Origin of the sequence: Chitinophaga sp. GbtcB8, from assembly GCF_019091455.1 — a bacterium.
GTDB lineage: Bacteria > Bacteroidota > Bacteroidia > Chitinophagales > Chitinophagaceae > Chitinophaga.
The window spans coordinates 1-26,212 of record NZ_JAGXJN010000023.1 but is presented as its reverse complement, the minus strand read 5'-3'; the positions used below and the strand labels follow the sequence as shown (position 1 = coordinate 26,212).

Annotated in this window: 15 protein-coding genes; 6 read left to right on the top strand and 9 right to left on the bottom strand. The window is 49.7% G+C overall.

Annotated elements, in window-relative coordinates; translation table 11 throughout:
• Window positions 1–55: 55 nt before the first annotated feature.
• The 5 genes from KVT36_RS19260 to KVT36_RS19240 all read left to right on the top strand — a co-directional run bounded on the left by KVT36_RS19260 (window position 56) and on the right by KVT36_RS19240 (window position 9,174).
• Entirely contained in the window at window positions 56–679 is a 624-nt protein-coding gene (locus tag KVT36_RS19260; protein ID WP_217605093.1) for a sigma-70 family RNA polymerase sigma factor, read from the top strand.
• Window positions 680–793: 114 nt separating this feature from the next.
• A complete protein-coding gene (locus tag KVT36_RS19255) occupies window positions 794–1,798 on the top strand; it encodes a FecR family protein (protein ID WP_217605092.1) in 1,005 nt (334 codons plus the stop codon).
• A 35-nt stretch (window positions 1,799–1,833) separates the two neighbouring features.
• A complete protein-coding gene (locus KVT36_RS19250; protein WP_217605091.1) occupies window positions 1,834–5,397 on the top strand; it encodes a TonB-dependent receptor in 3,564 nt (1,187 codons plus the stop codon).
• 11 nt (window positions 5,398–5,408) lie between these two features.
• Window positions 5,409–7,136, top strand: a complete 1,728-nt coding sequence (locus KVT36_RS19245) for a RagB/SusD family nutrient uptake outer membrane protein (RefSeq protein WP_217605090.1) — start codon at window positions 5,409–5,411, stop codon at window positions 7,134–7,136.
• Between the two features lie 43 nt (window positions 7,137–7,179).
• On the top strand, window positions 7,180–9,174 hold the full coding sequence (locus KVT36_RS19240) for an FAD-dependent oxidoreductase (RefSeq protein ID WP_217605089.1): 1,995 nt from the start codon (window positions 7,180–7,182) through the stop codon (window positions 9,172–9,174).
• 60 nt (window positions 9,175–9,234) lie between these two features.
• Here the strand turns inward: KVT36_RS19240 and KVT36_RS19235 are convergent, their stop codons facing one another.
• The 8 genes from KVT36_RS19235 to KVT36_RS19200 form a co-directional block, all read right to left on the bottom strand.
• Window positions 9,235–10,551 carry a porin gene (locus tag KVT36_RS19235; RefSeq protein ID WP_254640092.1) on the bottom strand — a complete coding sequence of 439 codons (1,317 nt, stop codon included), beginning with the start codon at window positions 10,549–10,551 and terminating at the stop codon, window positions 9,235–9,237.
• 37 nt (window positions 10,552–10,588) lie between these two features.
• Window positions 10,589–12,076: an MBOAT family protein gene (locus KVT36_RS19230; RefSeq protein WP_217605088.1), complete on the bottom strand. Its 1,488-nt coding sequence runs from the start codon at window positions 12,074–12,076 to the stop codon at window positions 10,589–10,591.
• 33 nt (window positions 12,077–12,109) lie between these two features.
• A complete protein-coding gene (locus KVT36_RS19225) occupies window positions 12,110–13,363 on the bottom strand; it encodes a GDSL-type esterase/lipase family protein (RefSeq protein ID WP_217605087.1) in 1,254 nt (417 codons plus the stop codon).
• Between the two features lie 46 nt (window positions 13,364–13,409).
• Window positions 13,410–14,789 (bottom strand): GDSL-type esterase/lipase family protein, encoded by a 1,380-nt coding sequence (locus KVT36_RS19220; RefSeq protein WP_217605086.1) that lies wholly within the window; start codon window positions 14,787–14,789, stop codon window positions 13,410–13,412.
• A gap of 85 nt (window positions 14,790–14,874) precedes the next feature.
• On the bottom strand, window positions 14,875–15,408 hold the full coding sequence (locus tag KVT36_RS19215; RefSeq protein WP_217605085.1) for a glucosaminidase domain-containing protein: 534 nt from the start codon (window positions 15,406–15,408) through the stop codon (window positions 14,875–14,877).
• A 268-nt stretch (window positions 15,409–15,676) separates the two neighbouring features.
• Entirely contained in the window at window positions 15,677–17,425 is a 1,749-nt protein-coding gene (gene aspS / locus KVT36_RS19210) for an aspartate--tRNA ligase (protein WP_217605084.1), read from the bottom strand.
• A gap of 128 nt (window positions 17,426–17,553) precedes the next feature.
• The gene (locus tag KVT36_RS19205) at window positions 17,554–18,600 is read right to left on the bottom strand and encodes an FAD-binding oxidoreductase (RefSeq protein ID WP_217605083.1); all 1,047 of its coding nucleotides are present in this window, start codon (window positions 18,598–18,600) and stop codon (window positions 17,554–17,556) included.
• On the bottom strand, window positions 18,600–24,602 hold the full coding sequence (locus tag KVT36_RS19200; protein ID WP_217605082.1) for an alpha-2-macroglobulin family protein: 6,003 nt from the start codon (window positions 24,600–24,602) through the stop codon (window positions 18,600–18,602). The genes KVT36_RS19205 and KVT36_RS19200 overlap by 1 nt, the downstream gene beginning before the upstream one ends.
• Before the next feature lie 175 nt (window positions 24,603–24,777).
• On the opposite strand from KVT36_RS19200, the gene KVT36_RS19195 reads away from it, so the two are divergent.
• Window positions 24,778–25,479 (top strand): response regulator transcription factor, encoded by a 702-nt coding sequence (locus KVT36_RS19195; protein WP_217605081.1) that lies wholly within the window; start codon window positions 24,778–24,780, stop codon window positions 25,477–25,479.
• A 71-nt stretch (window positions 25,480–25,550) separates the two neighbouring features.
• On the opposite strand, the gene KVT36_RS19190 is transcribed toward KVT36_RS19195, so the two are convergent.
• Window positions 25,551–26,212, bottom strand: a 662-nt coding sequence (locus KVT36_RS19190) for a succinate--CoA ligase subunit alpha (protein WP_217605080.1), incomplete at its 5' end; no start/stop codon positions are given.

Here is a 26,212-nt window from a genome sequence, read left to right as displayed (position 1 = left end):
ATTAAATTCATCTGCACATTTGCATATCTGCACATTTGCACATTATATTGTTCCCGTGTCAACCAGGGACAAATATGATGACCATGTTCCTTTGCCGGGAGCAGCAGACCAGCTTGCCTGGCAGGCATTTACCCATGATAATGACCTGGGCTCCTTTGAATGGTTATACCGGCACTTCATTCACACCTTACTGGATTACAGCTATAAAATATGCCTGGAAAAAGCGCTGGCAGAGGATGCCGTGCAAAATGTATTCACCTACCTGCTGCTGCACCGGCAGCAATTACCGCTGCCGCAATCCGTTAAATTCTACTTGCTGCGCTGCGTGCGTAATGAGCTGTTAAAGCTGCTGCGCAAACAGCAGCGGGAACAATTATTTGAAACCGTACTGCAGCTGGAACCAGCCACCACACAGCCGCCCGCGTTAGATGCTTTTTTACAGAAAGAGCAGCTGGCCGCCTTACAGCAATATATTAACCGCTTACCAGCCCGGCAAAAAGAGGTCATCTACCTGCGCTTTTTTCATGGGCTCAGCTATGCGGAAATTGCTGTAATGATGGAAATAGATCAGCGGTCGGCCTACAAAACCGTGTATAAAGCGCTGGAAACCCTGCGCCAGATAGTGCCGGGCCCCGCACTCGCCTGGTTATACCTGCTGCTCCGCACCTCCTTTCATTAAATAGTATTCAAAGAATCCCCTCTTTTTTGAAAAAGATCCAATTTTAAAATTTTTTGAGATCCGGAGGGATAAAATCAGCGCTTCCAGTACTCTGTGTAAAAATGCCCGGCCTGCATGAAAACAACTGCTGCGTATACAACATATACTGCCTGGGACCTGGCGCTGGATGATGATTTTATCCGTTGGGTAAAAACGCCGGATGCTGCGGACAATATTTTCTGGGAAAAGTTCCTGGCCGATCATCCGTACAAAGCCACTACCCTGCAGGAAGCCCGTGCCCTGCTGCTGCACTACACCTTTGCGCCGGCCCCCGTAGATGCGGTAGTGGTGGAAAATATCTGGCAGCAGCTGCAGCTTACACAGGAAAATATATCCCAACGCAGATCCCTGTTACGCAGGCTTGGCCGCCAGTGGCGTTATGCAGCCGTTATATTATTACTGATCACAGCCGGCATTTTCAGCTACCGCCATTTCAGAGCAGTAAACACGGTGGTAATAACCGGCGCCGGTGAAATGCGCCGCATTACTTTTGCAGATGGCTCACAGGTAGTGCTGAACCAGCAATCCCGCCTGCGGTATAATAACCGGCATCCCTATACGGTACAGCTGGAAGGTGAAGCCTATTTTACTATCCGGAAAAGCGCCCATGCTCCTTTCACCGTACAATGCAGCCGCGGCAATATACAGGTGCTGGGCACTGCTTTTAATGTAAATACGCAGCAGCAGCTCTTAAAAGTAGTGCTGGAACAGGGCGCTGTGCAGGTAGTACCCGCCAACCCTGCACTGCCTGCTAAAAAAATGCAGCCGGGAGAAATGGTAACGATGGATGCGCAGGGGCTGCATACCAAACGCGTACACGCCGCATGGCACACGGCCTGGCGTAATAACCAGCTGCTGTTTTCCGATGCGCCGCTGGCAGAGATCTTCACTTACCTCACAGATGTTTACGGATGGCAGTTTGTTATACAGGACCAGCTAACCCTGGCGAATAAACGTTTCAATGGCACTGCGCCGGCAAATGCCCCCGGCCAGCTGCTGGAAAAGATCAGCACCATTTATCAGCTAAAGATGGAACGCCGTGCAGACACGGTATTTATCAGCAAAAGCAGCAAGCATTAGTTAGTACTCAATCGCAATTAATAAATATTCCAGTTATGAAGAACGTCTTTCACAAAAGATGCTCCGGGCGCTTATTTCTCCTGGGGTGCTGCCTGTGTTTTCAACAGGCGGCCGCTGCCCAGGACCTTTCCTGGAACAGCCACCGGGAACAGCGCCAGGGCAAAACCGCGCCTAAAAGCATGCTGCTTACAGAAGCGCTATCCAACATTGCCAACCGCTACCATGTTACTTTTGACTATGACAGTGAAGCACTGCAGCAAAAACAGGTTACGGCGGAAAAGGTGCTGCAGCACATCCGGAACAACCGCCAGTACACCACGCTGGATACGCTGTTAAAAGACCTGCTCTCCCCTTTTGGGATGAAGGTAAAGCAGTTTGGCAGCAGCAGCTACACCATCTATACCCCCGGAGCGCCGCCTGTGCAAAGGTTAAACAGCACTACTGCACCAGCTGCTCCCGTACCTGCTGATACCACTATCCAGGGCCGCATTGTATCTGCCGCAGACGGGCAGCCGCTGCCAGGTGTAAGCGTATTGGTAAAAGGCAGTAATAAAGGCGTGGTGTCTGATGCAGATGGTATGTATCATTTACAGGTGCCGGACCATAATGCCATCCTGCTGTATCAATACATCGGTTTTGATTCAAGGGAGCTGGCCGCCACAGATAAGGCAACTGCCAGCGTGGCGCTGTCTTCCGGCACCAGCTCACTCTCAGAAGTAGTAGTAACCGGTTATACCACGCAGCAAAAGAAAGATATTACCGGCTCTGTTGCAGTAGTGAATACTAAAGACCTGTTATCCGTACCAGCCGGCAACTTCGGGCAGCAGCTGCAGGGCAGGGCAGCCGGTGTAACCGTTACCAGCAACGCAGCGCCGGGCGCAGGTGTATCCATGCGTATACGCGGTATTGGTACCATTAATGATAATGGCCCGCTGTATGTAATTGACGGCGTATCCACCCGCAGCCAAAGCCTGAACAGCTTAAACCCAAACGATATTGAATCCATACAGGTGCTGAAAGATGCGGCATCCGCCTCTATTTACGGCGCACAGGCCAGCAATGGTGTGGTGATCATCACTACTAAAAAAGGTAAGGCAGGCGTATCTAAAATATCTTACGATGCCTATTACGGCATGCAGTACCCCGGCAAAGGACCGGACCTGCTGAACACCAATGAATGGGCCAACCTGATCTGGACAGGCCTCAAAAATGCAGGCCAGGTAAGCAGCAACGGCAATCCCAATCATCCGCAGTTTGGTAATGGCGCACAGCCGGTAGTGCCTTATTACATACTACCTGCCGGCAAAGCGCAGGGCACGGTGGATGAAAGCCTGTACGACCTTAGCACCAACCAGATCGTAAAGGCCAACCAGGCAGGTACCAACTGGTACAAGGAAATATTTGCACCTGCCTCCATTCAGAACCACCAGCTTACGGGCAGCGGTGGCTCTGATAAAGGTAATTATGCCTTTGGGCTCAACTATTTTAACCAGCAGGGTATTTTAAAGTACACCAACTTTAAACGTTACTCCGCCCGCATTAATACGGCGCTGAATGTAAAGGAGCATATCCGCTTTGGTGAGAACCTGCAGGTATCCTTCACAGAATCTACCGGCGGGAATTATGCCAGCGGGGAAGGCAATGCCATTGTAAATGCAATGCGGCTGCCACCCATTATACCCGTATATGATATTGACGGCAATTTTGCCGGTACCCGCGGGGCTGGGCTGGGCAATGCTTCTAACCCATATGCATTATTATACCGTGGTAAGGATAATAAAACCAAAGGTTTCCGCGCATTCGGTAATGCCTATACGGAAATTACATTGCTGAAAGGGCTGCAGTTCAAATCCAGCTTTGGTATTGATTATACCAACAGCACCGGCTACAATTTCTCCTACCTGAACCCGGAGCATTCAGAGCCTGCGGCCAATAACTCTTTCAATGAATCATCCAATTACAACCTGCGCTGGGTATTTACCAACACGCTTAATTATAAAAGGAACTTTGGCTACCATTCACTGAATGTATTATTAGGTACAGAAGCCATTTCAGAAAATGGCCGCACCCTGGGCGCCGGGCGCTTTAATTATTTCAGCACTTCCCCGCTTGTGTGGAACCTGAATAATGGCGATCCCAGTACGCAAACCAATAGCAGCACCCGCTCGCAAACGGCGCTGGCATCTATGTTCGGGCGCGTTGATTATGCTTACCATGATAAATACCTGTTTACCGGTATCCTGCGCCGGGATGGGGTTTCCCGCTTTGCACCGGACCACCGTTATGGTATTTTTCCTGCTGCCAGTGTGGGGTGGCGTTTGTCTGAAGAGCCTTTCCTGAAATCCGCAACCTGGATAGATGAGCTGAAGCTGCGCGCCGGTGTAGGTGCTACGGGCAACCAGGAAATTCCGCGTGCATATAACTACGCCTATGAATACGGCACCAGCCCCGGCACCTCCAACTATGACCTGGGCGGTACCAGCAACAGTACAGTGATCGGTTATTACCTGGCTAACCTGGGCAATCCTGAAACCGTATGGGAATCTACGGTAATGACCAACATTGGCCTGGACCTTACCATTCTCAACGGCCGTATGGAGCTGAATGCAGAAGTATATGACCGCCGTACCAACGGCATGCTTACCCAGCCCCAGCTTACTGCGCTGGCCGGCCGTGCTAATGCGCCTTTTGTGAACATTGGCGATATGAAGAATACCGGGATAGACCTGAACCTGAACTACCGCGATAAAATAGGTAGTGACTTCCGCTATGAAGTGGGTGTTACTTTCAGCCACTATAAAAACGAAGTGCTTCGTTTAGGCGATAGCGGTACAGAGCAGCTCTTCAGCGGCGGTACCCGTTATGGTACTATTACCCTTACCCAGAAAGGGAAGCCTGTATCCATGTTCTATGGCTACCAGATAGAAGGTATTTTCCAGAATGAGAACGAAGTAAAAACCCATGCCCTGCAAACCGGTATGGATAAAAATAACCCGGCCAAGTTTGTAGGAAAATATAAGCTGAAAGATGTGAACGGCGATGGTGTAGTAACCCTGAACGACCGTACCTTCATTGGCAACCCGCATCCTGATTTTACCTATGGCTTTAACCTTAGCCTGGCCTGGCACAACTTTGACCTGAACCTGTACCTATATGGCTCTCAGGGCAACGATATTTACAACATCACCAAGTATTATACAGACTTCCAGACCTTTGCCGGTAACCGCAGCAAACGCATGTTATATGATTCCTGGCGGCCGGATAATCCCAATGCAAAACTACCTATACTGGATGCAAACGATAATATCAGCAACGGCATTTCCCACAGCTATTATATAGAGAACGGCTCTTACCTGCGCGCTAAGAATTTGCAGATCGGTTATACGCTGCCCGCATCCCTTTTGAAAAAAGCAAAAATAGATCAGCTGCGCCTGTATGTGCAGGCCACCAACCTGTTTACCATCACCGGTTACAGCGGCCTGGACCCGGATATTATGAATGCTGATTTTGGCGGCAGCGGTGATCTGAACAAAGGTGTGGATTATGGTTTTTATCCTAACTCCCGGCAGGTGCTGGTGGGTATTTCACTTACTTTTTAATGTGTATGGTTATGCAACAGTTTTTCAAACATCATAAAATAGCGCTCATTAGCGGCCTGTGTATTTTGCTGTTTTGCCACGTGCAATGCTCTGATGGTTTTTTAGATAAGCAGCCGCTTTCACTGGACCAGACAGCGCTGGCCAATAAAAAGGGGGTAAATGCCATCCTCATAGGCGCCTACTCACTGCTGGAAGGCAGGGGCGCCGGGGGCAGCTACGAGAACACCACCTCCAACTGGAGCTTTGGCAGCATACGCGGCGGGGATGCCCATAAAGGCGCAGACCCCAGCAGCCAGCCGGATATTAATAACATTGAAAGATATGAATCCAACCCAACGGATAATTATTACCTGGGTAAATGGCGTACCATATACGAAGGGGTGGTACGGGCCAATAATACGCTGAAAGTATTACGCCTTGTGCAGGATATGACGGAGGATGAAAAGAAGAACGTAACGGCACAGGCACGTTTTCTGCGGGCCTTTTACCATTTTGAAGCCAAAAAGCTCTGGAATAACGTGCCTTACCTGAGCGACAGCCTTACTGACCTGAACCCGAAGATCCCCAACAACCGGGACATCTGGCCGGATATTGTTGCCGACCTGCAGTTTGCTGCCGATAACCTGCCGGAAACACAGGATATGATAGGCCGGGTAAATAAATGGGCCGCCACCGCTTTCCTGGCAAAAGCGTATATGTACCAGCGTAAATTTGCAGAAGCCAAACCTTTAATAGAAGCGGTGCTTACCAATGGTAAAAACTCCCGTGGCGTTAAGTACCAGCTAAACAGCTGTTTCCAGGATAACTTTAACCCCGCTACCAAGAATAGCCCCGAAGCCATCCTGGAAGCGCAGACCTCTGTAAACGACGGTGCAAGCGGCGCCAATGGCAACTCGGATGTGCTCAACTACCCTTACACCGGCGGTCCGGGTAAATGTTGCGGCACTTTTCAGCCCAGCCAGGACCTGGTAAATTCCTATAAAACAGATGTGAATGGGTTACCCCTTATTAACTATAGTGCTGAAGATGTGAAGAATGATGAAGGCATACCTTCCGACCAGCCGTTCACACCTTACACCGGCCAGCTGGATCCGCGTGTAGACTGGACCGTAGGCCGCAGGGGCATTCCCTACCTGGACTGGGGCCCGCACCCCGGCGCTGCCTGGATCCGTAACCAGGCCTATGCCGGCCCTTACAGCCCTAAAAAGAATGTGTATTATAAAGAGCAGCAGGGCAAATTCTCTGATGCATCCAGCCCTACCGCCGTGGCAAATAATATTAAGCTGCTGCGGCTGGCAGAAGTGATCCTGTGGGCCGCAGAATGCGAAGCGGAAATTGGCGACCCGGATAAGGCCCGCACCTACGTGAACCAGCTGCGCACCCGTGCCCGCAACGGCTGTTATGTACAGCAGCCGGATGGCACGCCGGCCGCAGATTATTATGTGGATATTTACCAGACACCCTGGACATCCCGCACTGATGCGCTAAAGGCTATACGTTTTGAGAACAAGCTGGAGCTGGCCATGGAAGGGCACCGCTTTATTGACCTGGTACGCTGGGGTATCGCTGATACAGAATTGAATGCCTACCTGGCTAAAGAATCCATTAAAAGAGTATATCTTAAAGGTGCCACGTTCACCAAAAATGAAGATGAATATTACCCTATACCACAAACAGAGATACAGAATAGTTATGTGAACGGGCAGGCAACGCTGCAGCAGAACCCGGGATACAAGTAATGAATAATTAATAATTAATGATCAAGATATCAAACTAACAGTAATGAATATACGGAAACAAGTTAGCAGGGCAATTATGCTGGCGGTAACGCTGCCTTTTTTAATGCCGGCAAAACCGGCGATGGCGCAGCAGGCCGGTAGTTATGACATTTGTGTGTACGGCGGTACGGCAGCCGGGGTTATAGCCGCTTATACAGCGCAAAAAATGGGTAAAACCGTACTGTTGATTGAACCGGGCACGCACCTGGGCGGTATGACCACCGGCGGATTAGGTTATACGGATATTGGTAACAAATACGCCATCAGCGGGCTGGCGCGGGATTTTTACCGGCGCATAGGGCAGCACTATGGCAAGTTTGAACAATGGGTCTTTGAGCCGCATATAGCGGAAGATATTATTAAGAGCTACATCCAAAAGGGAAAGGTACCGGTGTTATATCACTACTACATTACTAAGGCAGCCAAAGAGCAGGGCGCACTGCAATCCATTACGCTTACTAAAGTAAGCGGCACCGGCGCTGCACAACGCACCATACAGGCCAAAATGTTCATTGACTGCAGCTATGAAGGCGATCTGATGGCTAAAGCTGGCGTAAGTTATACCGTAGGCCGTGAAGCCAACAGCCAGTACCAGGAAACCTACAACGGCGTACAGCTGCTGAACAAACACCAGTTTGCTGATGGGGTAGACCCCTATAAAATACCCGGCAAGCCGGAATGCGGGCTGGTATGGGGGATAAGCCCTACGCCGGTAGCAGCGCATGGCAGCGGCGATAAAAAAGTGCAGGCCTATAACTATCGTATATGCCTTACCAATGATCCGGCAAACCTGGTACCCATTACCAAACCGGATAACTATGATTCCACACAGTTTGAGCTGGTGCTCCGCTACATGCAAAAAACGCCCTGGACCAGCCTTTGGAACGGCCTGAAGTTTGACCTGATGCCTAACCACAAAACAGACATCAATAACAACGGCCCTATTTCAACAGACATGATAGGCATGAACTATGATTACCCGGAAGCTGATTATGCCACCCGGCAAAAGATCATTAAAATGCATGAGGACTATAACAAAGGCCTGCTGTACTTCCTGGGGCATGATACGCGTGTACCTGCCAACATACGCCAGCTCATGTTAAAATGGGGCTACCCTAAAGATGAATATACCGACAATGGCAACTGGAGCTTTCAGCTTTATGTACGCGAAGCGCGCCGCATGGTAGGTGATTATGTAATGACGCAGGCCAACTGCGAAGGGCATGCTAAAGTGCAGGATGGTATTGGCATGGCCGCTTACACCATGGATTCGCATAACTGTCAGCGTGTAGTGGAGAACGGTATGGTAAAAAATGAAGGCGATGTGCAGATGGGAACACCCGGCCCCTACCCCATCAGCTACCGTTCACTCATACCTAAGGCCAGCGAATGTAAAAACCTGCTGGTGCCGGTTTGTTTATCCGCCACACATATTGCCTATGGCTCTATCCGTATGGAGCCGGTGTTTATGGTGCTGGGCCAGTCATCTGCCGCAGCAGCAGTAATGGCCATCAATAACAAACAGGCCATACAGGATGTTGATGTTAGCGCTTTACAGCAAAAGCTTAAACAGGATCCGCTGGCAGATGGCAGCATACCTGAAGTGCTGGTAGATGATACTGACACTGCTTACGTAAAACGTATGGGCAGCTGGCAAAAGATAAAAGCGCCCGGTAACTATGGCATGTCAGTACTGAATGCAACCGGCGCAAATAACAGCGTGCGGTTTACACCGCCCATGCAGCATAACGGGCGTTATACTATTTACTATTACAATATTCACCAGAAAGAGAAAGCGCCTACCGCTGTATTTAACATTACTGCCGGCAGTGAAAAGAAAACAGTTACGCTGCCCCTGCAGGAAGAAGGGAATGAATGGCTGCCGCTGGGCACCTTTGAATATAAGAATGGAGCGCCTTATTATGTAGATATTAGCCTGCCCCCAGGTACGCAGGGCAATTTGATGGCAGATGCATTGTTATTTGTACCGAAGAAATAATGTGCTGATCTGTTAATACGCAAATGTGCCGGTAAGCTTGTTTTGCCGGCACATTTGCATTTAAAACCTGAACTGCAGGCGGCAGGTAAATACGTTATCCGCTACATCTTTGGTATAACCCTGCAGGTCGGTAGCTTCATTGCGCACCAGGTCGTACCAGAGGGTAAGCTTCAGGTGCTCGTTTACGTAGTATAAATAACCGCCGCCAAAAGTATCAAACCGTATATCTGCTTCCGTAGTATTGCTGTTAGCCTGCCCTATCTGGTGACCATGCAGCTCATTGTTGGGATCATAAAAATCATACTTCAGCGCCAGCTGGTGCTGCTCACTGCCCAGGTGTTGTAAAAAATAAACATAAGCCCCATTGAACTTACGGATGTACAGCGGCTGGCGGTGCCCTGCAGCATCTACAGGAATTACGCCCGGTGTTTCACTGCTGGCAGCAGTAGCGGTTTGGGTGCCGCGTATATATTCAGCTCTTAGTTCTGTAAATCCTTTCCGGTTGGGGATCCTCCACTGCACATCTGCACCATAGTAATGGCGGGGCGCTATTTTGCCTTCATTGGCTGCTGTGGAATCAATGTTAAAACCAGCGGCGCCGTTTGACCGGTAAATATATTTTGTGAACTGCTGCATACCGCCGTACAGGCAGGAGATACCGGCGGAGAGCCGCATACCGCCCGCATTCAGATTTACAGGCTTTAGCGATATGCGGGTAATGAGATCTTTGTGACTGTCAAAATCCGTGGTGCCGGAAAGGCCCTGCCCGTTAAAAAAGCCGGCATCTATTTTTATATACCGTAAAGGATGGCTTTTGCGGCGGGGCTCAAAGCTCAGCATAGCGCCCAGGTCGCGCTCCGTTTTCATCAGCAGCTGCGACATACGCCCCCTTTCCGGGCTTTCCCTATCGGCCGAAGCCAGGTTCACCTCATATCCAAAAGGGCGGGCAAACATACCGGCGGAAACGGATAACACATCCCACTTATTTTCAAAGAAACGGCCGTAAAAATCACGGATAAATACCCCTCTTTCCGACCCATCAAACTGGAAAGCAAACAGCACCACCGGCATGTGATTATCATTATTCCGTTCATAATCTACCCGCAAACGGCCCCTGCGTAAGGTAAAACGGTTATCTACGGCAGCAGGGAAATCGCCGCCGGCAAAGCCTTTGGCCCCTTTGCCGCTGCTATACTGGAACTGGGGTTGTATATAACCGCTAAAGCGCAGCGCATCATACTTCTTGTACATGGAAAACATGCCCTTACCCAATTCGGTAGTGGTATCTATCATATCCATCAGGAACTGGGCCCTGGCGGCAGTGGCAGACAGTAACAGGAAAAGACATAAGACCGTCAGGCGCATCGAAATTCGCATGTTGATAGCTATTTGGGGGCAAATGTAGCAGAAACCTTTAAAACTGGAAATAGATCGGGATCATAGGCTGGGTAGATTTTACCTGGATCAGCAGCCAGATGAACACAACCATAATGGCCACGCTGCCCCATACGGGCACCCGCGCCATGGTTTTTTCCATCACCTGCTGGCCACCGGAAGCCGTTACAAAATGCAGCGCAAAACCCAGCAGCATTAAGGCAAATACAGCAGTATAACCCTGGTACAGATCATACCAGATACCCGGCTGAAAGTCGTACGCGATCTGGTGTATCAGCGCCCAGGCATCGTGAAAGGAGGATGCCTTAAAAAAGATCCAGCAGAAACATACAAAGTGGAAAGTAATAAGGATGCCCAGCACTTTAAAAAAGTATTTGCTAAAACCGGTGTACACTTTACCGGTCTTTTTCAGCCAGTCTATCCTTACTTTATCAAGCCCCAGGGCCACGCCATGCAGGCCGCCCCAGAAAATAAAGTTCCAGCTGGCCCCGTGCCAGAAACCGCCTATCAGCATGGTTAGCGCCAGGTTCACATACTGGCGCACCCTGCCTTTGCGGTTACCGCCCAGCGGTATGTACAGGTAATCGCGCAGCCAGGAGGAAAGGGATATATGCCACCTGCGCCAGAACTCTGTAATGCTGGCGCTCTGGTAAGGCGTGGCAAAGTTGGCCGGTATTTTAAACCCGGTCCAGCGGGCAATACCAATGGCCATGTCAGAGTAACCGGAAAAATCGCAGTAGATCACCAATGCATAACCATACACGCCCAGCAAACATTCCAGGCCGGTGTGCTTGGAGGGATCGTCAAAAATGTATTGTACAAAATTGAGGTAAATGAAATCCGATATTACGATCTTCTTAAACAGCCCGCTGATAATAAGGTACATGCCGGTGCCTATATCTTCCCGGTCCAGCACATAAGGCTGGGATATTTGCGGAATAAAATCAGCCGCCCGCACAATAGGGCCCATCATCAGCTTGGGAAAAAAGGAAAGAAAGAACAGGTAATCCATAAAATTGTCTACCGGCGGAAACTCTTTCCGGTACACATCTATGGTATAGCTCAGGTTCTCGAACGTATAAAAGGAGATCCCAATAGGCAACAGCAAATGCAAAGGGCGTATATGCCCGGCCGTTACCTCGTTCACAATGCCAATAAAGAAATCTGTATACTTGAAATAGAACAGCAGTCCTATGTTAATGACAATACTGAATACCAGCAGGAACACGCGTAACGACCGTTGCTGCGCACGGTAGATCCACCGGGAAAGGTTAAAATCCACGATGGCGGATAAGATCACCAGCCCTACATAAAACCCGCAGGCCTTGTAAAAAAAGTATAAAGAGAACAGGGTAAAAACCCATACCCGCCCGGTTTTGCTGCCGGATACCGCCAGGTAGCATAACAGGAAAATGGCAAAGTAATAAAAGAAAAATGCGCTGTTGAACAGTACAGGATCCTTAGGATCGTATACCAAGGTTGACAACAGTTTAGTAACATCAATCATTTAAACGATTCAATTTAACGGTCTTATTACTTCTTATCTCCGGTCCAGGTACAGGGCGTATGAGCGGCGCAGTGCCTCATATAACAAGCGTCCCTGCAGCTGGTAACCTCTTGCGCTGAAATGAATATGATCAGCCGCCCAGGTGCCGGCAAAGCTGCTTTTCATGGCTTTGTTAACCGCATTAAAATTCCAGCAGGCCAGCCCATGCTCACGGCTGTAATCTATCAGCAGCTGCGTAACCATGTTAATGGCCGGATTAGGATAGTAATTAATGCGGTAATAGGTGCGGTACTTTTTACCTACCTTTTTCCTGAACGCCTTTTTGGATGTGCGCATGCAATCCGGGGGCGTAGTCAGTAAAATATTCACATTTGGTAGCTGCTCTTTTATCAAACGCACTGCATTATCCACCTGATCACGGATGGCTGCTGCTCCCAGGCCGCTGTATGCTTCATTAGTGCCCAGTGAAATGATCACCAGCTGCGGCTGCAGCGCCTGGCATTGTGCGGCCAGCGTATTATCCGTTTCCACGTAATGCTGGAACTGCGCGCCATTAATACCTATGGCATGGTACAGGATGCCGTTATGCCCGTTCTGCAGAATAGCGCCGTAGAACCGGAAAATGCTGCTGCCATTATCTTCCCAGCGTGTCTGGAAAGTAGACATGGGCTGCGAAAAGTTTAAGGTGGCCCTGCTTAATGTAGGTGAACCGGGATAAGGCGCCGGCATTACCGTTACTTCCGCTCCCGGCGTTTGCACACTTACATCGGCTGTTCCGGCATCAAAAAACAATTGCGCCTGCGTTACCTCATCCTCCATCCCATTATCGCCCCGGCCGTTGAAAGCCAGTGTGGGAGCGGCGCTTTGTGAATAGATCACAATACCTCCGGGCCCCGGCTCCTGGTCTTTATGTTTGTCTATGATCCTGTCTGCCTGCCATCTTACCGTACTGTTCCAGCGGTAATCATCCGGCCCATTGGTGCCTGCCAGGTTATAGGGAAATACCCATCCACGGCCGGCATTGCCAAACTGCTGCTGCAGGGCGCCTCCCGTGGCAACCGGGAAAAAGCCTGCCTGTATATGGGAATCGCCCAGGTGTAATATGCTTACCACATTGCTATCTACCTCGTTCAGCGCTGCAAAAAAACGGTACAGGGCAGTGTCCTGCTGTATGATATTATTAGTCGCAGTTGTTGCTGCGGCGTGTTGCGCCACTGCATCAACTGTTACCAGTAATACTCCTATGAAAAAAACCAGCACCTTCGCGCTCTTGCCCTTACTGTCCATGAATAAAACCAAATATTATGCTTTTACAAACGCCTTCACAAAATCACTAGGGGTGCAGCTCCTGCTTATACTCATCCATGATCGCTTTATACAGCAGCGCTCCCACCCTGGCCGCTCCCTGCCTGTTAAAATGTGTATAATCTTTATTCGCTAATACGGTATCTCCTTCTACCCAGTGCGTCATAGAACCTTCGCCGCCCATGGCTGCGTACAGGTTCCAGTAAGCGGTGCCATGCTGCTCTGCCAGCTCATGCTGTACTTTCAGCAGGGCAGGCACACCGGGCGCCGTAATATAACGGTCTGTTTTTTTATAAGCTTTATCTGCGGTGCCTACTATCAGGAAAGAGGTTTGCGGCCAGTTATTGCGCAGGGAATCTATGACCCTTTGCATGGGGCGCTCATACCAGCTGTAATCCGTTAGCTCCGGGCGGAACAGCACGTTAGCGCCATAGTGCAGCACTACCAGGTCATACGGGTGCTGGCGCTGCATTTGCTGCAGCACGCCCCGGCCCAGCTTACCCAGCTCTATACCGCTAATACCGCGGAAAGAAAAGTTATCTACGTATACTCCGTTATTACTTTCAAAGCTTAACCCGTAAAACGATTGGGGGCTGCCGCCTGCATACTTCAGCATTAAGGATGGCTGCGCAGTGTCCTGCTGAAGGGCCAGCTCATTTACAGGGTCGCCGCCGGAAAGCGTGTAGGGCTTGCCGTTAATGGTCACGTTACTGTTACCCGGGCCATAGAAAAGAACTACTTCGCTGAAACGGTCCAGCCCGTGTTTACGCACAGGGCTATACCGCGCCCAGCTTTCTGTGGCAGGTATAAAAGTATGGCCCGAAAGGCCCAGCGGCAGGTCCTGCGGGGGATTGTTGCGGAAATGATAATCTTTCCAGTTATTGGAGAAAGTATGCTGAATAGTAGTTCTGAAAGAAGCTACTACAGAGGTTACAGGTACAAAACCCACGCCGGCGCCTCCGAACTGTGTTTGCAGGCTGTCGCGCAGGTCGCCGGTGATCAGGTCACCTTCTATCATGGAATCGCCAAAGTAGGCGATACGCACTTTTTTACGCTTACCGGCTTTCAGCTCCTCCAAGGCCTGCAAAAAGTGCTGCATGCCCGGGGCTACTGCTACTGTATCCGTATACTCCTGTATGCCGGTGTAGGTCATAAAATCGTAGCTGCGGCGCGCTGGTTCCGGGATGCCGGTAACCTGCCTGGCAGAGTCGCCCGGCTTGCCTTTGGCAATGATGGTGTGCTTAACAACAGGGGGAGCGGGGGTAAATTTCACATCAGCCAGCAGATCTATTTGCCGGGATGTAAAACCCTGGAAGGAGAAGCTGTTATGTACGAATGATAAAGCCAGCAAGCATATCATAGTGCCGGCAATGATATAGAACGGGTGGGCGGATTTGTTGGCTGGCATGAGTCGTGTTGTTACGCTAAAGGCTAAACGCTGATCGCTTTATGCTTTATGCGTTCAGCGTTGAGCGTTGAGCGTTATGCGTAATTTAGTTGTCTTGTTTCGCAAAATCCATTTGCGCGTCCAATTTATATAATTTGTATCGTTTAATCAGGTTTGTTACTCTTCTGATCCATTCTGTACCGGCTGTGCTGTAACCGGTATGATTCATATGTTTAAGCCAAAGGGAATATTCCGTATTGCCTTTCATGCCCGCATACCATTTCTTCTTACGGACGATCTTTACAAAGTGCTCATAAGAATCTTCATCGGTTTTATACTCCTTGTATTTTGAACGATAGCTGGCATGCCGCTTAGCCAGGTTGTTACGCCCTACAATACCAAAGTGGTTATGCAGCATTTTTGCGTTGCGGCTGGTGCCCATTCCTGATTCCAGCATACCTATGCCCAGTATTATACTGGCCGGGATACCGGTTTCATTCATCAGCTTCACTGACAGGTCCTCGTATTTGTCGAGGTAGCGCTTCTTATATTGTTGTGGGTAGGCTGTTTGTGCTATCAGCACACATATTAGCATTGCACAAAACCATACCACACGACTGAGTAGTTTGTTGCCTCTCATGGCAGTATATTTTTTGTGGTGTTAATAATTTACAAATTTATGTAATATAAATTAAATATCAATACGCTCTCTATATTGTGCCAATCCCCTTTGGTACCTTTTGATCAGGCGCCAAAGGGGATCTTTTATCAAAAGCATCAGCCTCTTGCAAATTATGTGCCGGGATGGGTCCCGGCGGACCATGGTCAATAGTCCATGGTCCATAGCCTTTTACATAATAGTAAAACTGCGCTATATGCAGTATACCATGGGTCCATGGACCCAAAAACTATTTCACCAGCCCAATTTTCAGCTCATCCAGCTGAGACTGGTCTATATCACTGGGGGCATCCAGCATTACATCGCGCCCGGAGTTGTTCTTGGGGAACGCAATGAAATCGCGGATGCTCTCGCTGCCGCCCAGCAGGGAGCACAGGCGGTCAAAACCAAAGGCAATACCACCATGGGGAGGTGCACCGTACTCAAAGGCGCCCAGCAGGAACCCGAATTTATGACGGGCCTCTTCGGGGCTCATACCCAGGGCGGCAAACATTTTTTCCTGCAGCTCACGCTGGAAAATACGGATAGAGCCGCCGCCTATCTCTGTACCATTCAACACTATATCATATGCATTGGCCTTGATCTCGCCATACCTGGATGGTTCATCCATCAGCGCCACCTGATCCGGTTTGGGTGAGGTGAACGGATGGTGACGGGCTACCCAGCGTTTTTCCTCTTCAGCATACTCAAAGAGCGGAAAGTCTATGACCCATAACGGTTTAAACTCGTTTTTGTTGCGAAATCCAAGGCGTTCGCCCATTTCCAGGCGCAGCTCGCTCATGGCTTTGCGGGTGCGCTCTTCGCGGCCGGCCAGTACCAGTATAAGATCGCCGGGTTGGGCATTACATTTTTCTGCCCAGCCTTTCAGCTTGGTTTCGTCAAAGAATTTATCCACAGAGCTCTTCAACGTGCCGTCTGTATTATATTTCAGGTGAATGAGGCCGCTCATACCTATCTGGGGGCGTTTCACCCAATCTGTCAGCTCATCCAGCTGTTTGCGGGTGTATTCACTGCAGCCTTTTGCGCAGATGGCAATTACCAGCTCTGCATCGTCAAACACCTTAAAGCCCTGGTTCTGAACGGTATCAGTAAGGTTTACCAGCTTCATTTCAAAGCGGATGTCCGGTTTGTCATTGCCATAGAATTCCATGGCATGCTCCCAGGTCATGCGGGGAAAAGCTTCGTTGAAAGTAATACCCTTGATCTCTTTGAACACGTGTTTCACCATATCTTCAAAGTTGTTCAGGATATCTTCCTGGTCTACAAAGCTCATTTCGCAGTCAATCTGGGTAAATTGCGGCTGCCGGTCAGCACGCAGGTCCTCATCACGGAAGCATTTTACCACCTGGTAGTAGCGGTCGTACCCGCTCACCATCAGCAGCTGCCTAAAGGTTTGGGGCGACTGCGGCAGGGCGTAGAACTCATTCGGGTTCATACGGCTGGGCACCACAAAGTCGCGGGCGCCTTCCGGGGTGGATTTTATAAGGAAAGGTGTTTCAATATCCATGAATCCCCTGGTATCCAGGAAGTTGCGTACAGAGCGGTTTACGCGGTAGCGCAGCTCCAGGTTCTGCTTCACCAGGTTGCGGCGAAGGTCCAGGTAGCGGTATTTCATACGCAGCTCATCACCGCCATCCGTATCATCCTGGATGGTAAAGGGCGGTGTTTTGGCGGCATTCAGTATAGAAAAATCGCTTACGGCGATCTCTACATCGCCGGTAGGCATATTCGGATTTTTGCTGGTACGCTCTGTAACGGTGCCGGTTACCTGCACTACAAACTCACGTCCCAGGGGCTGCTCGTCCAGCCGGGCATTCAGGGATTCCCCGAACAACAGTTGAGTAATACCATAGCGGTCGCGCAGATCCACGAAAGTGATGCTGCCAAATTTCCTTACTGTTTGTATCCAACCGGCTAATGTAACCTGCCGGCCTGCCTGCTCCAACCTGAGTTCACCACAAGTATGCGTTCTATACATAGAAAAAAGTTGATGTTTTGAACTTTGACAGCGCATGTTTGATGGATATGGATCACCAGACATTACACCTCAAAAAAGTATTTTATTGGGGGGCAAAGATACATTTTAAGGCCTGCATTTGTAGCCCTTCATCTATTAAAATATCGTTTAATATCGGCTTCCGGCAGCAGGGGCACACCCTCCAATAAATGCTGTGTTAGCAAATGCGCCATGTAAGGGGCCAGGGAGCAGCCTTTGGTACCCAGCCCATTGAACAGGCCCAGGGCAGGGTATTGCGGGTGCAGCCCCATAATAGGGCGGCGGTCCTTACCGGAGGGGCGTATACCGGCCTGCTGTTCCAGCACGGTGTAGGGTACTTTCAGCAGCTGCTGCAAACTTTCTTCCAGGAACAGCCTTTTTTCCGGCGTAGGCGCTTCATCCACATAATCCCATACAAAGGTGGAGCCTGCCCAGAACACTTCCTGCTCCTGCGGCACCAGTGTAATACTTTTTTTGAGGATGTTTTCTGTAAACAGGCCGGGAATGTGCACTTTTAATACTTCGCCCTTATTCAGCAGAAAAGGAATGTGTTTGAACCAGGGGTTATGAATGATCTGCGCACCTTCGCAGAAAATAATAGCGCGGGCCTGTACATCCTTATACTGTACACCGGCTGCAGTGTGCTGCAATTGTGCAAGGTCCAGCTGCTCATCCCATAACAATTCCTTTTCTGTTAAATAATGCCGCCATGCCGGTAACAGGTGATGCAGCAGTACCGTAGCGCCTTTTACAATAGCCGCGCCGTAAGGCTGGTGCAGCCAGGGTTCCATGAGTGCGGCATTGGCCGGATGAGTATATTGCTGCGCTAATCCCTGCGTGGTTTTATTATTAAAAGCAGTACGCAGCTGTTCCGATGGCAGGGCCATCCAGATATCCCTTTCTTTAAACACCGGTACACCCAATAGCTGTTCCAGCTGCTGATACGTTTGTTTTGCAAAGGGGTATAGCTGCTCATACATCCATGCCATTTCAAAACGGCGGCCCGATACAGGGTTTATAACACCCGCAGCTATACGCGATGCGCTGTTAGGTTTATACGCATCTATTACCAGTACCCGCTGCCCTGCCTGTAACAGGCGGTGGCTAAGCATAGTGCCGGCTATGCCCTGGCCGGTTATGAGGTAGTCGAATTGCATTACTTCACCACTTTTACGTTCAGCCCTTCACTATGCGCGCTGAACTCCGGCGCATACATGCACTGGGCAGTGCTGATGCCATTGGAGAAAGTGCCTTCATGTGTTACAAAGAGTGTATACTCAAACACGTAGGTACCTTTGGGCAGGTAGCTGAAAAAGAAATCAGTGGAAGCATCTTTCGTGCTTTCATAATAGCTAAGCCCATTCTGCCATTTACTGCTGCTAATCACGTTCTGCGGCTCAAAACAAGCGGCCCGCATATCGCGCAGGTGAATGTATTCCATATCGCGGTCTGCACGTAATACGATCCTCACTTTTACCTTATCTCCTATTTTCAGCTGCTTGTTATCTGAGATATCTGTTAACACAGGGCCTTTGTCAGTTACTTCCTGTATAAACAGCTGTTTTTCCAGCTTCAGCGGTGTGGCGGCAGGAGTTATTTTATCCAGCTGCTCAAAATACTGCCAGTACACAGCGCCCCAGGAGGGTTGCCCCTGGCTGCCCTGCATGCTTACCTGTATATTGCCCATAGCGGGTTTCACGTCCTTAGCTTCCAGCCGTTCCTTGAAGTAACCGGTGCCGGCTTCTGTATGCTGGTTAGCGCTGCTAATGGTTTCACTACCCAGCTGTATAGTTACCTGCGGGTTGGCAGCCAGCCAGTTGTTACCGCTTAACAGCATGGCGTAACAGGCATCTGCCGTGGCTTTGGTGGTATTCCAGTTATTGGTTTGCTTGTTCTTAAGCAGCCAGGTTTTCATAGCATCTACCGCAGCGGTATCTTTTGCTACCAAATCAAAAGCTTCTATCATCATCACCTGTGATTCAATTGGCGCCTGGTACCACCAGTAGCCCCATTGCTCTTTCCAGTACATGCCCATTTCCTCATTGGTAATAGCATGTTCTTTTAATGATCTTAAAATAGCAGCGGGTGTTTCCTTATCGTTATGCTTATACAGCGCCACTGCTGCTAGTGCTTGTACATAGCGGTTTTGCGGCAGCCAGAATTTTTTAGCCTGTTCCAGGTAATAGTTATAGGCAGCCTGGTATTTAGCGGCTAAAGGTTTGTCTTTATAAAAACTGCGCATGTACAGGTAGTGCACCTGCACGCCGCCAATGTGCTGCTCTTTCATATTTACCTTTTGCTGCAGCAGCTGGTGATAATCCTTATCCAGCTGCAGATCCAGGTAGTTAAGCGCTTTATCCGTGAGCTCACGGCAATTTGCTTTTTGCGCGGCGGAAAGCGCATCCAGCTGCTGCAGGCGGCCTACGCCGGCAACAATGTACTGGGTAATGAAACGGTCTTCCCACATACCGGTAAACCAGGGGAAAGCGCCGGAAGGCAGCTGCATTTGTTTTAACTGTCCCAGCGCTTTTTCCAGCTCCCTGCTCATGCGGTGCAGGTCAAACAGCAGGGCTATGCGTGATTTCTGCTCTGCTTCATTCTTAGCTTCCAGCACCCATGGTGTTTGCTGCAACAGCACGGCTTTCAGCTCCTCATTCTTTTGCAGGTTGCTTTGCAGGGCAGCAGTATCTGTTTTAGCCCATTGGTCAAATACTGTTTTAATAGCCGGTAAAGCATTTACCATATGGGTAGCCAGCGCATTGGCATAATACCGGTTAAAGGTTTGCTCCGCACACTGATGCGGGTATTCCATTAAATACGGTAACGCCTGAACGGCATACCAGGCCGGGTTGCCGGTAAACTCTACGGTTACGGCGTGCTGGCGCAGAGTTTCAGATGTATCGCTATGCAGCAGCTTGTCAAAAGTAAAGCTGCGGGTACCATCTCCGCGCAGCGCCAGCGGTAAGGTTTCTGTTACCAGCATGCTGTTGGTAAGCACGGGCAGCGCATTCTCCTCCCCATCACTAAACTGGCCGGATTGTGCTACCACGCGGTATAACAGCGCGCTGTTAAAATTGTAGGGGATTTGTACGGGGAAGGTTACCAGGGTGCTTTGCCCTTTGTATGCGGTAAAGTGTTGCACGGGGAAAGTGTTCTGGAACCAGCCGTCTACCGGCTGCATGGTAGTGGCATCCAGCAGCTCCAGGCGGGCCTGGCCTATCAATGTACTATCTGCCAGGTTGCTGATCTTGGCGCTGAATTCCATGCGGTCGCCTTCGCGCATAAAGCGGGGTGCATTGGGCTGCACCATTAAGGGCTTTTGCGTAACAATATTGGTTTCCGTATAACCCAAAGCCATTTCCTTTGTGTGGGCCAGGCCCATGAAACGCCAGCGGGTAAGGGCTTCCGGCACTGTAAATTCAAAAGTGATATTGCCGTCTTTATCCGTATGCAGATCCGGGAGGAAGAAAGCGGTTTCATTAAAGTTCGTGCGCGGTGTAACAGCAGCAGGTGGTGCAGTTTCTGCTTCTGTTGCTGCAGGTTTTCCTGCCGCAGCATCTTCTAATGGGCCCTTTAACATTGCTTGCTCCGTTACCGGCGCGGCCGGCGCAGGAACAGCAGATGCCACAACAGCCCTGTCACGGGCAAGGCCAGGTGCAGCAGACCCTATCCGTAATTCTTTTTTATACATTCCACCGCCATACCCGCCAAGCCAGTCAGACCAGCGCAGCGCATCATAAATGATCACACTATCTTCCAGCGGCGGTACCGGCGGGTACCGGTTAAAGGATTGCTGTTTGGTAAAGTTATCCGTATCCTGCCAGATCTGCCCCGGGCTAAACACCGGGTACAGCGGCGGCAGCGTCCACTGCTGCGGTGCAAAAGCATCCAGGGAGGCATCGTACATGGTAGCCAGCAGCTCTGCAGCTACCTGGTCTTTTTTGGAGCCTTTTATTTGTACCTGCCATTTTTCTTTTTCACCAGGCAGCAGCTTATCGCGGTGCGTGCCTATTTGTATATCCAGCGTTTTATTGCTCCAGGGTACGGCAATGTCCTGTGTTTGGCTGAATACGCGGTTATCCTTTACCACGGTATAGGTTACGCGTAAGCCGCCACGGTCTTTTTCCGTAATGTTATAGGCAAACGATTTTTGCTGTGCTGATAATTGTACAAAATCATCCACCGGCTGCTGGTTCATTCTTTCAATGGTTTGTAGTATATGCAGGTCTTTGGCGGTGGTGCCTACTACCTGTTTTACTTCGCTGCCCGGTTCATGCGGCTGCTCATCTGCCAGTATGCGGAAGTACTCCGGGTAAGGCAATTGAGACGCAGCAGCATCTACCAGGTTAAAAACTTTTTTCTGTGTAAGGGTATCGCCTGCAGCGTCTCTGGCAGTTATTTCCAGCTCATAAGCTCCTGGTGGTAACGACTTTACAGAAAGCTCGGTATGACCATCCTTTGCGGTGGTAAATGTTTTTTCCAGCAGCGGTGTTTTACGCGGCCACTGCGATGGTTCATTTTCCCTTTTATATACATCCAGCGGAAATGCCTGCAGGTACTCCTGCTCTGTTAATACAAACTGGTCCGGCGCCTCCCAGTAACGGGCGCGCATAAGCCGGTTGGGATGCTGCAGTGGCAACAAGCGCATTTGCACGGTGGCCGGTTCAAAAGTACCATTCAGGTTAGCAGTAGTTACTTTTACCTGCTGCAGCTCTTTGGCTGATAGCTCGTCCGGCACATCCAGCTTTATTTCCATGAGCTGGTAACCGGCGGATACGCGTTGTTCACCGCTGCGGGTTTCGCCATTCAGGTCCGTTACATCTGCATAAATACGGTAGGTGAAAATAGGTTTCAGCTCCGGCTTTATTTGTTTATCCGGCAGGGCATTGAAGTGAATGGTAAAAGTACCGTCTGCACCGGTTTGCAGCTGCCCATGTGTTATTTCCCGGGATGCAGATGCAGGTGCGGGCCTGTACATAAACATCCAGTAATAAGGGTAACGGGCTTCCCGCACCACCCGGTATTTTACTGCGGCGCCATCAATATTATTACCGGCATAAGCCAGCGCTTTACCATGTATAGTTACGGTATCGCCTACACGGTAGCTGCCTTTTACCGTATCAAACTCCACATAAAATTTAGGCCGTTTATATTCTTCCACAGAGAAATAAGCGCGGCCTTCTGTAGTAAGATCCGTAACGCTGAAAGCCCCATTCAGCATACCTTCCGGCAATTTGAACTTACCGTTGTAAGCGCCGTATTCATTGGTAGTAAGCTGTATGGAATCTACTTTTTCCCCATTCACATCTGTTAGCTGCACGGTAGTTTTATAATCCGCTACTGCATTACTGATGTTTGTGGAATCTTTTGTTTTAACCACAATTCCTTTAAAGTACACTGTTTGCCCCGGGCGGTAAATAGCCCGGTCTGTAAACAGGAAGCTTTGCGGTTTTTCCTTTCCCCTTGGCTCCGGTTGGTAATACCGGTACAGGTATTTATAGTTATCGGTGAACAGCGTATCTTTTCCCAGGCTCCATTCCAGCCGCACATTACGGTTCTGCTTATTCACGTTCCTATCTAAAGTAATACGCCCGCTTTTATTGGTAGTGGCGCTTTGTAGCAGGCGGTCGCTTACCATACGCCCGCTTTGGCTGTCCCTCACCATTTCCCATATACGCAGCTTTACGCCGGAAAGCGGTTCGCCTGTTTCCCGGTGCAGGGCCAGGTAATCATTATTCCGGTTAATATAGCTAAGCTGTGATATGTGAATGAATTGTACGGCCAGTATGCTTTCCCCTATCGAAAAATCAGGCGTAGTGCCTGCCAGCAGCACGTACTGGCCCAGTGGCAACGCATCTGCTTTTATTTCTGTATTATGCTCCCTGTAATCCACAGGGTCTGGTAAGGCCTGCTCCCATTGGCGGAAGGGTTTTCTGCCAATGATCAACCGCCAGTAACGGTTAGTGGTATCGCTGTAATCATTTTGTGCGCTGCGCAGCTGCTCCATAAACGATTCATTCACCCGTGCTATCCGCAAATATATTTTAGACAGGTTGCGGTAGGTAACCAGCGTGCGGAAAGGCTGCTCCGGCAGGTTCACCAGCTCTGTAGTTAGCTGCAGCTCATGGGCTTCCAGCTGACGTAGCAGCTGCCTGCAATTGCTGGCTCCATAGCTGGTGGGCGCATGTTGTATGGCCTGCTTGCACAAAGCCACGGCCTGCGCAGCTTTGCCGGTAGCGCTGTCTTTATTTTGCTGGTCCTGCTGATAATACAATTGCGCCAGCATATACATAACGCGGCTTACTTCCGGCTCTTGTGCGTAGGTCTGCTGCATTTGCTGCAGGGCTTTTACATACAGCTCTTCCTTATCCGGCATTACGCCTACCTGGTTCATATAACGGATGCGCTCCAGGTCCACATCCAGCAAAGCAGCGCGGTTATGATCCTTTGCATGAAAGCTGATCAGCTGCTGTAACAGCAAAAGGGCTTTGAACTGCAGGGAGGTAGAATCGCTTGCAGTAAAGCTATGCGCTGCAAAATCTGCAGCAGGTGCAAAAGCCTGCACATCATCCAGCTCAAATAAATTAGCTGCCTGGTTCAGGTTATTTTCACCGGACTTAAAATAATCCAGCGCGCGGTGCGCCAGCAGATCGTATAGGGTGGGGCGTAATACGCGGGCATTGCCTTTTTCCAGGATACCATCGTACACGGTTAAATCTGTTTTTTGTAACAGCTCCGTATTTTCCAGGGAGGCAGTGTATGCCTGGGTGATCTCCCGGTTTAAACGGGGCATGTCCCAGCTGGTTATATCTGTAGCCGTATCACTGGCCAGCGCGGTGCGGTTATAAAAGCGGTAGCGGTTGTTTTGCAGGTAACGCCAGTACATTTCCCCCTTTAGGCTTTGCAGTATTGCACGTACCGGGTCTTTAAACTGTGTTATTTGCCGGTTTATTTCTTCCAGGTTCTTTATCTGGCCATTCTCCTGGTCTTCCTGGTATTTTATGCGGAAAATGAGGGAGGCCACAATATCTGTATCCCGCCCGTCTTTTACAGCCTGTTTATAAATGTCCTCCACTACCTGCAGGGCCGATTGCGGCAGACCTTTATTCTCCAGCTCCGTTACCTTTTTCCATTCATTGGTATAATTGTATTGTGCCATAACCGGTTTATAAAAACAAACTAAAATAAGTATCCAAAGGAATCTGCATCGCATATAGGATGGTGTATTTTATGTTAAGATACCCATAATATTTTTTTTCATTCCTTTCCATTACCATAAATTTACAGGGTAGAAGAGGCTTTTGATCACCCCGAACATATCCTTTGAAATAAATATGCAGCATTCTTCAAGGCATCTGGAGGGACCCTCACCATCCGTTACCGGCAGCTCATTACAGCCGGTTATTATTACGGCTGATCCCCATTTTCATTATACGCTGATTACTGCCATCCCTGACCTGCAACCGTTTTGCATACACGCGGCATCCCTGGATCATGCCCTGCAGCTTAGTCATGAATTTGGCGATAAGCTGTTACTGTTCATAGACATTGATTCTTACGAAGCTGCGGCCCTTATACGTTTTATGGGCAGCCGGCATGCGCTGCCAAATGCCATGCAGGTGGTAGGTATATCTGATTGCCGCGACCTGAATATTGTGATCAATTACCTGAAAGCAGGTTTTAATGGTTATGTGCTGAAGCAGGAAGTAAATGCCGCATTACCCGCATATACCGGTAATGTGCTGCTGCAGCAGGGTTTTCCTTTATCGCCGCTTATTACGCAGCAATTTATTCACGACCTGGTAATAGCGCAACCCGGCAATTATACTACGTTGCTGAGCAAACGTGAGCTGGAAATATTAAAACGCCTCACGAATGGCGGCAGCTATAAGCTCATTGCCAGCGCGTTGCACATTTCTGTTGAAACAGTACGTTTCCATGTGAAAAACATTTACCGCAAGCTGGATGTAAATTCCAAAAGCGAGCTGGTAGTGCGCATTCTGCAGTGGCCCCAGGTTCCTGCTTTTATGCAATGATATTTCTTCCAATAAAAAAGCGCCCCGGTTGATAATAACCGGGGCGCTTGCTTTATGAACAAATCATTAAATTATTTCACCAGCTCTTTCTTCAGCACTTCTGCCATGGTTTTACCGATGTTGGCAGGGCTATCTACCACATGCACACCACAGGCAGTCATGATCTTCATTTTAGCGGCGGCAGTATCATCTGCACCACCAATAATAGCACCGGCGTGGCCCATACGGCGGCCGGGAGGCGCGGTTTGGCCGGCAATAAAACCTACGACGGGTTTGGTATTACCTTTTTCGCGCTGCTCTTTTATAAAGTAAGCTGCTTCAGCTTCCATGCTGCCGCCAATTTCACCGATCATGATCACACCATCGGTTTCAGGATCATTCAGCAACAGCTCTACTGCTTCTTTGGTAGGCGTGCCAATGATGGGGTCACCGCCAATACCAATAGCGGTCGAAATACCCAGACCTGCTTTTACCACCTGGTCTGCTGCCTCATAGGTAAGCGTACCGGATTTTGATACAATACCAATGCGGCCTTTCTTGAATATAAAACCAGGCATAATGCCTACTTTGGCTTCCTCAGCAGTAATCACGCCGGGGCAGTTAGGCCCTATCAGGCGGGTTTCGCGGCCCTGCAGGTAAGCTTTGGCCTTTACCATGTCCTGCACGGGAATACCTTCCGTTATACATACTACCAGCGCAATGCCCGCTTCAGCAGCTTCCATAAAAGCATCAG

Excerpts from the sequence above, each read along its gene's own strand:
- KVT36_RS19255 (WP_217605092.1), top strand. The coding sequence starts at position 794 with ATGAAAACAACTGCTGCGTATACAACATATACTGCCTGGGACCTGGCG.
- KVT36_RS19250 (WP_217605091.1), top strand. The coding sequence starts at position 1,834 with ATGAAGAACGTCTTTCACAAAAGATGCTCCGGGCGCTTATTTCTCCTG.
- KVT36_RS19245 (WP_217605090.1), top strand. The coding sequence starts at position 5,409 with ATGCAACAGTTTTTCAAACATCATAAAATAGCGCTCATTAGCGGCCTG.
- KVT36_RS19240 (WP_217605089.1), top strand. The coding sequence starts at position 7,180 with ATGAATATACGGAAACAAGTTAGCAGGGCAATTATGCTGGCGGTAACG.
- KVT36_RS19235 (WP_254640092.1), bottom strand. The coding sequence starts at position 10,551 with ATGCGAATTTCGATGCGCCTGACGGTCTTATGTCTTTTCCTGTTACTG.
- KVT36_RS19230 (WP_217605088.1), bottom strand. The coding sequence starts at position 12,076 with ATGATTGATGTTACTAAACTGTTGTCAACCTTGGTATACGATCCTAAG.
- KVT36_RS19225 (WP_217605087.1), bottom strand. The coding sequence starts at position 13,363 with ATGGACAGTAAGGGCAAGAGCGCGAAGGTGCTGGTTTTTTTCATAGGA.
- KVT36_RS19220 (WP_217605086.1), bottom strand. The coding sequence starts at position 14,789 with ATGCCAGCCAACAAATCCGCCCACCCGTTCTATATCATTGCCGGCACT.
- KVT36_RS19215 (WP_217605085.1), bottom strand. The coding sequence starts at position 15,408 with ATGAGAGGCAACAAACTACTCAGTCGTGTGGTATGGTTTTGTGCAATG.
- aspS (WP_217605084.1), bottom strand. The coding sequence starts at position 17,425 with ATGTATAGAACGCATACTTGTGGTGAACTCAGGTTGGAGCAGGCAGGC.
- KVT36_RS19205 (WP_217605083.1), bottom strand. The coding sequence starts at position 18,600 with ATGCAATTCGACTACCTCATAACCGGCCAGGGCATAGCCGGCACTATG.
- KVT36_RS19200 (WP_217605082.1), bottom strand. The coding sequence starts at position 24,602 with ATGGCACAATACAATTATACCAATGAATGGAAAAAGGTAACGGAGCTG.
- KVT36_RS19195 (WP_217605081.1), top strand. The coding sequence starts at position 24,778 with ATGCAGCATTCTTCAAGGCATCTGGAGGGACCCTCACCATCCGTTACC.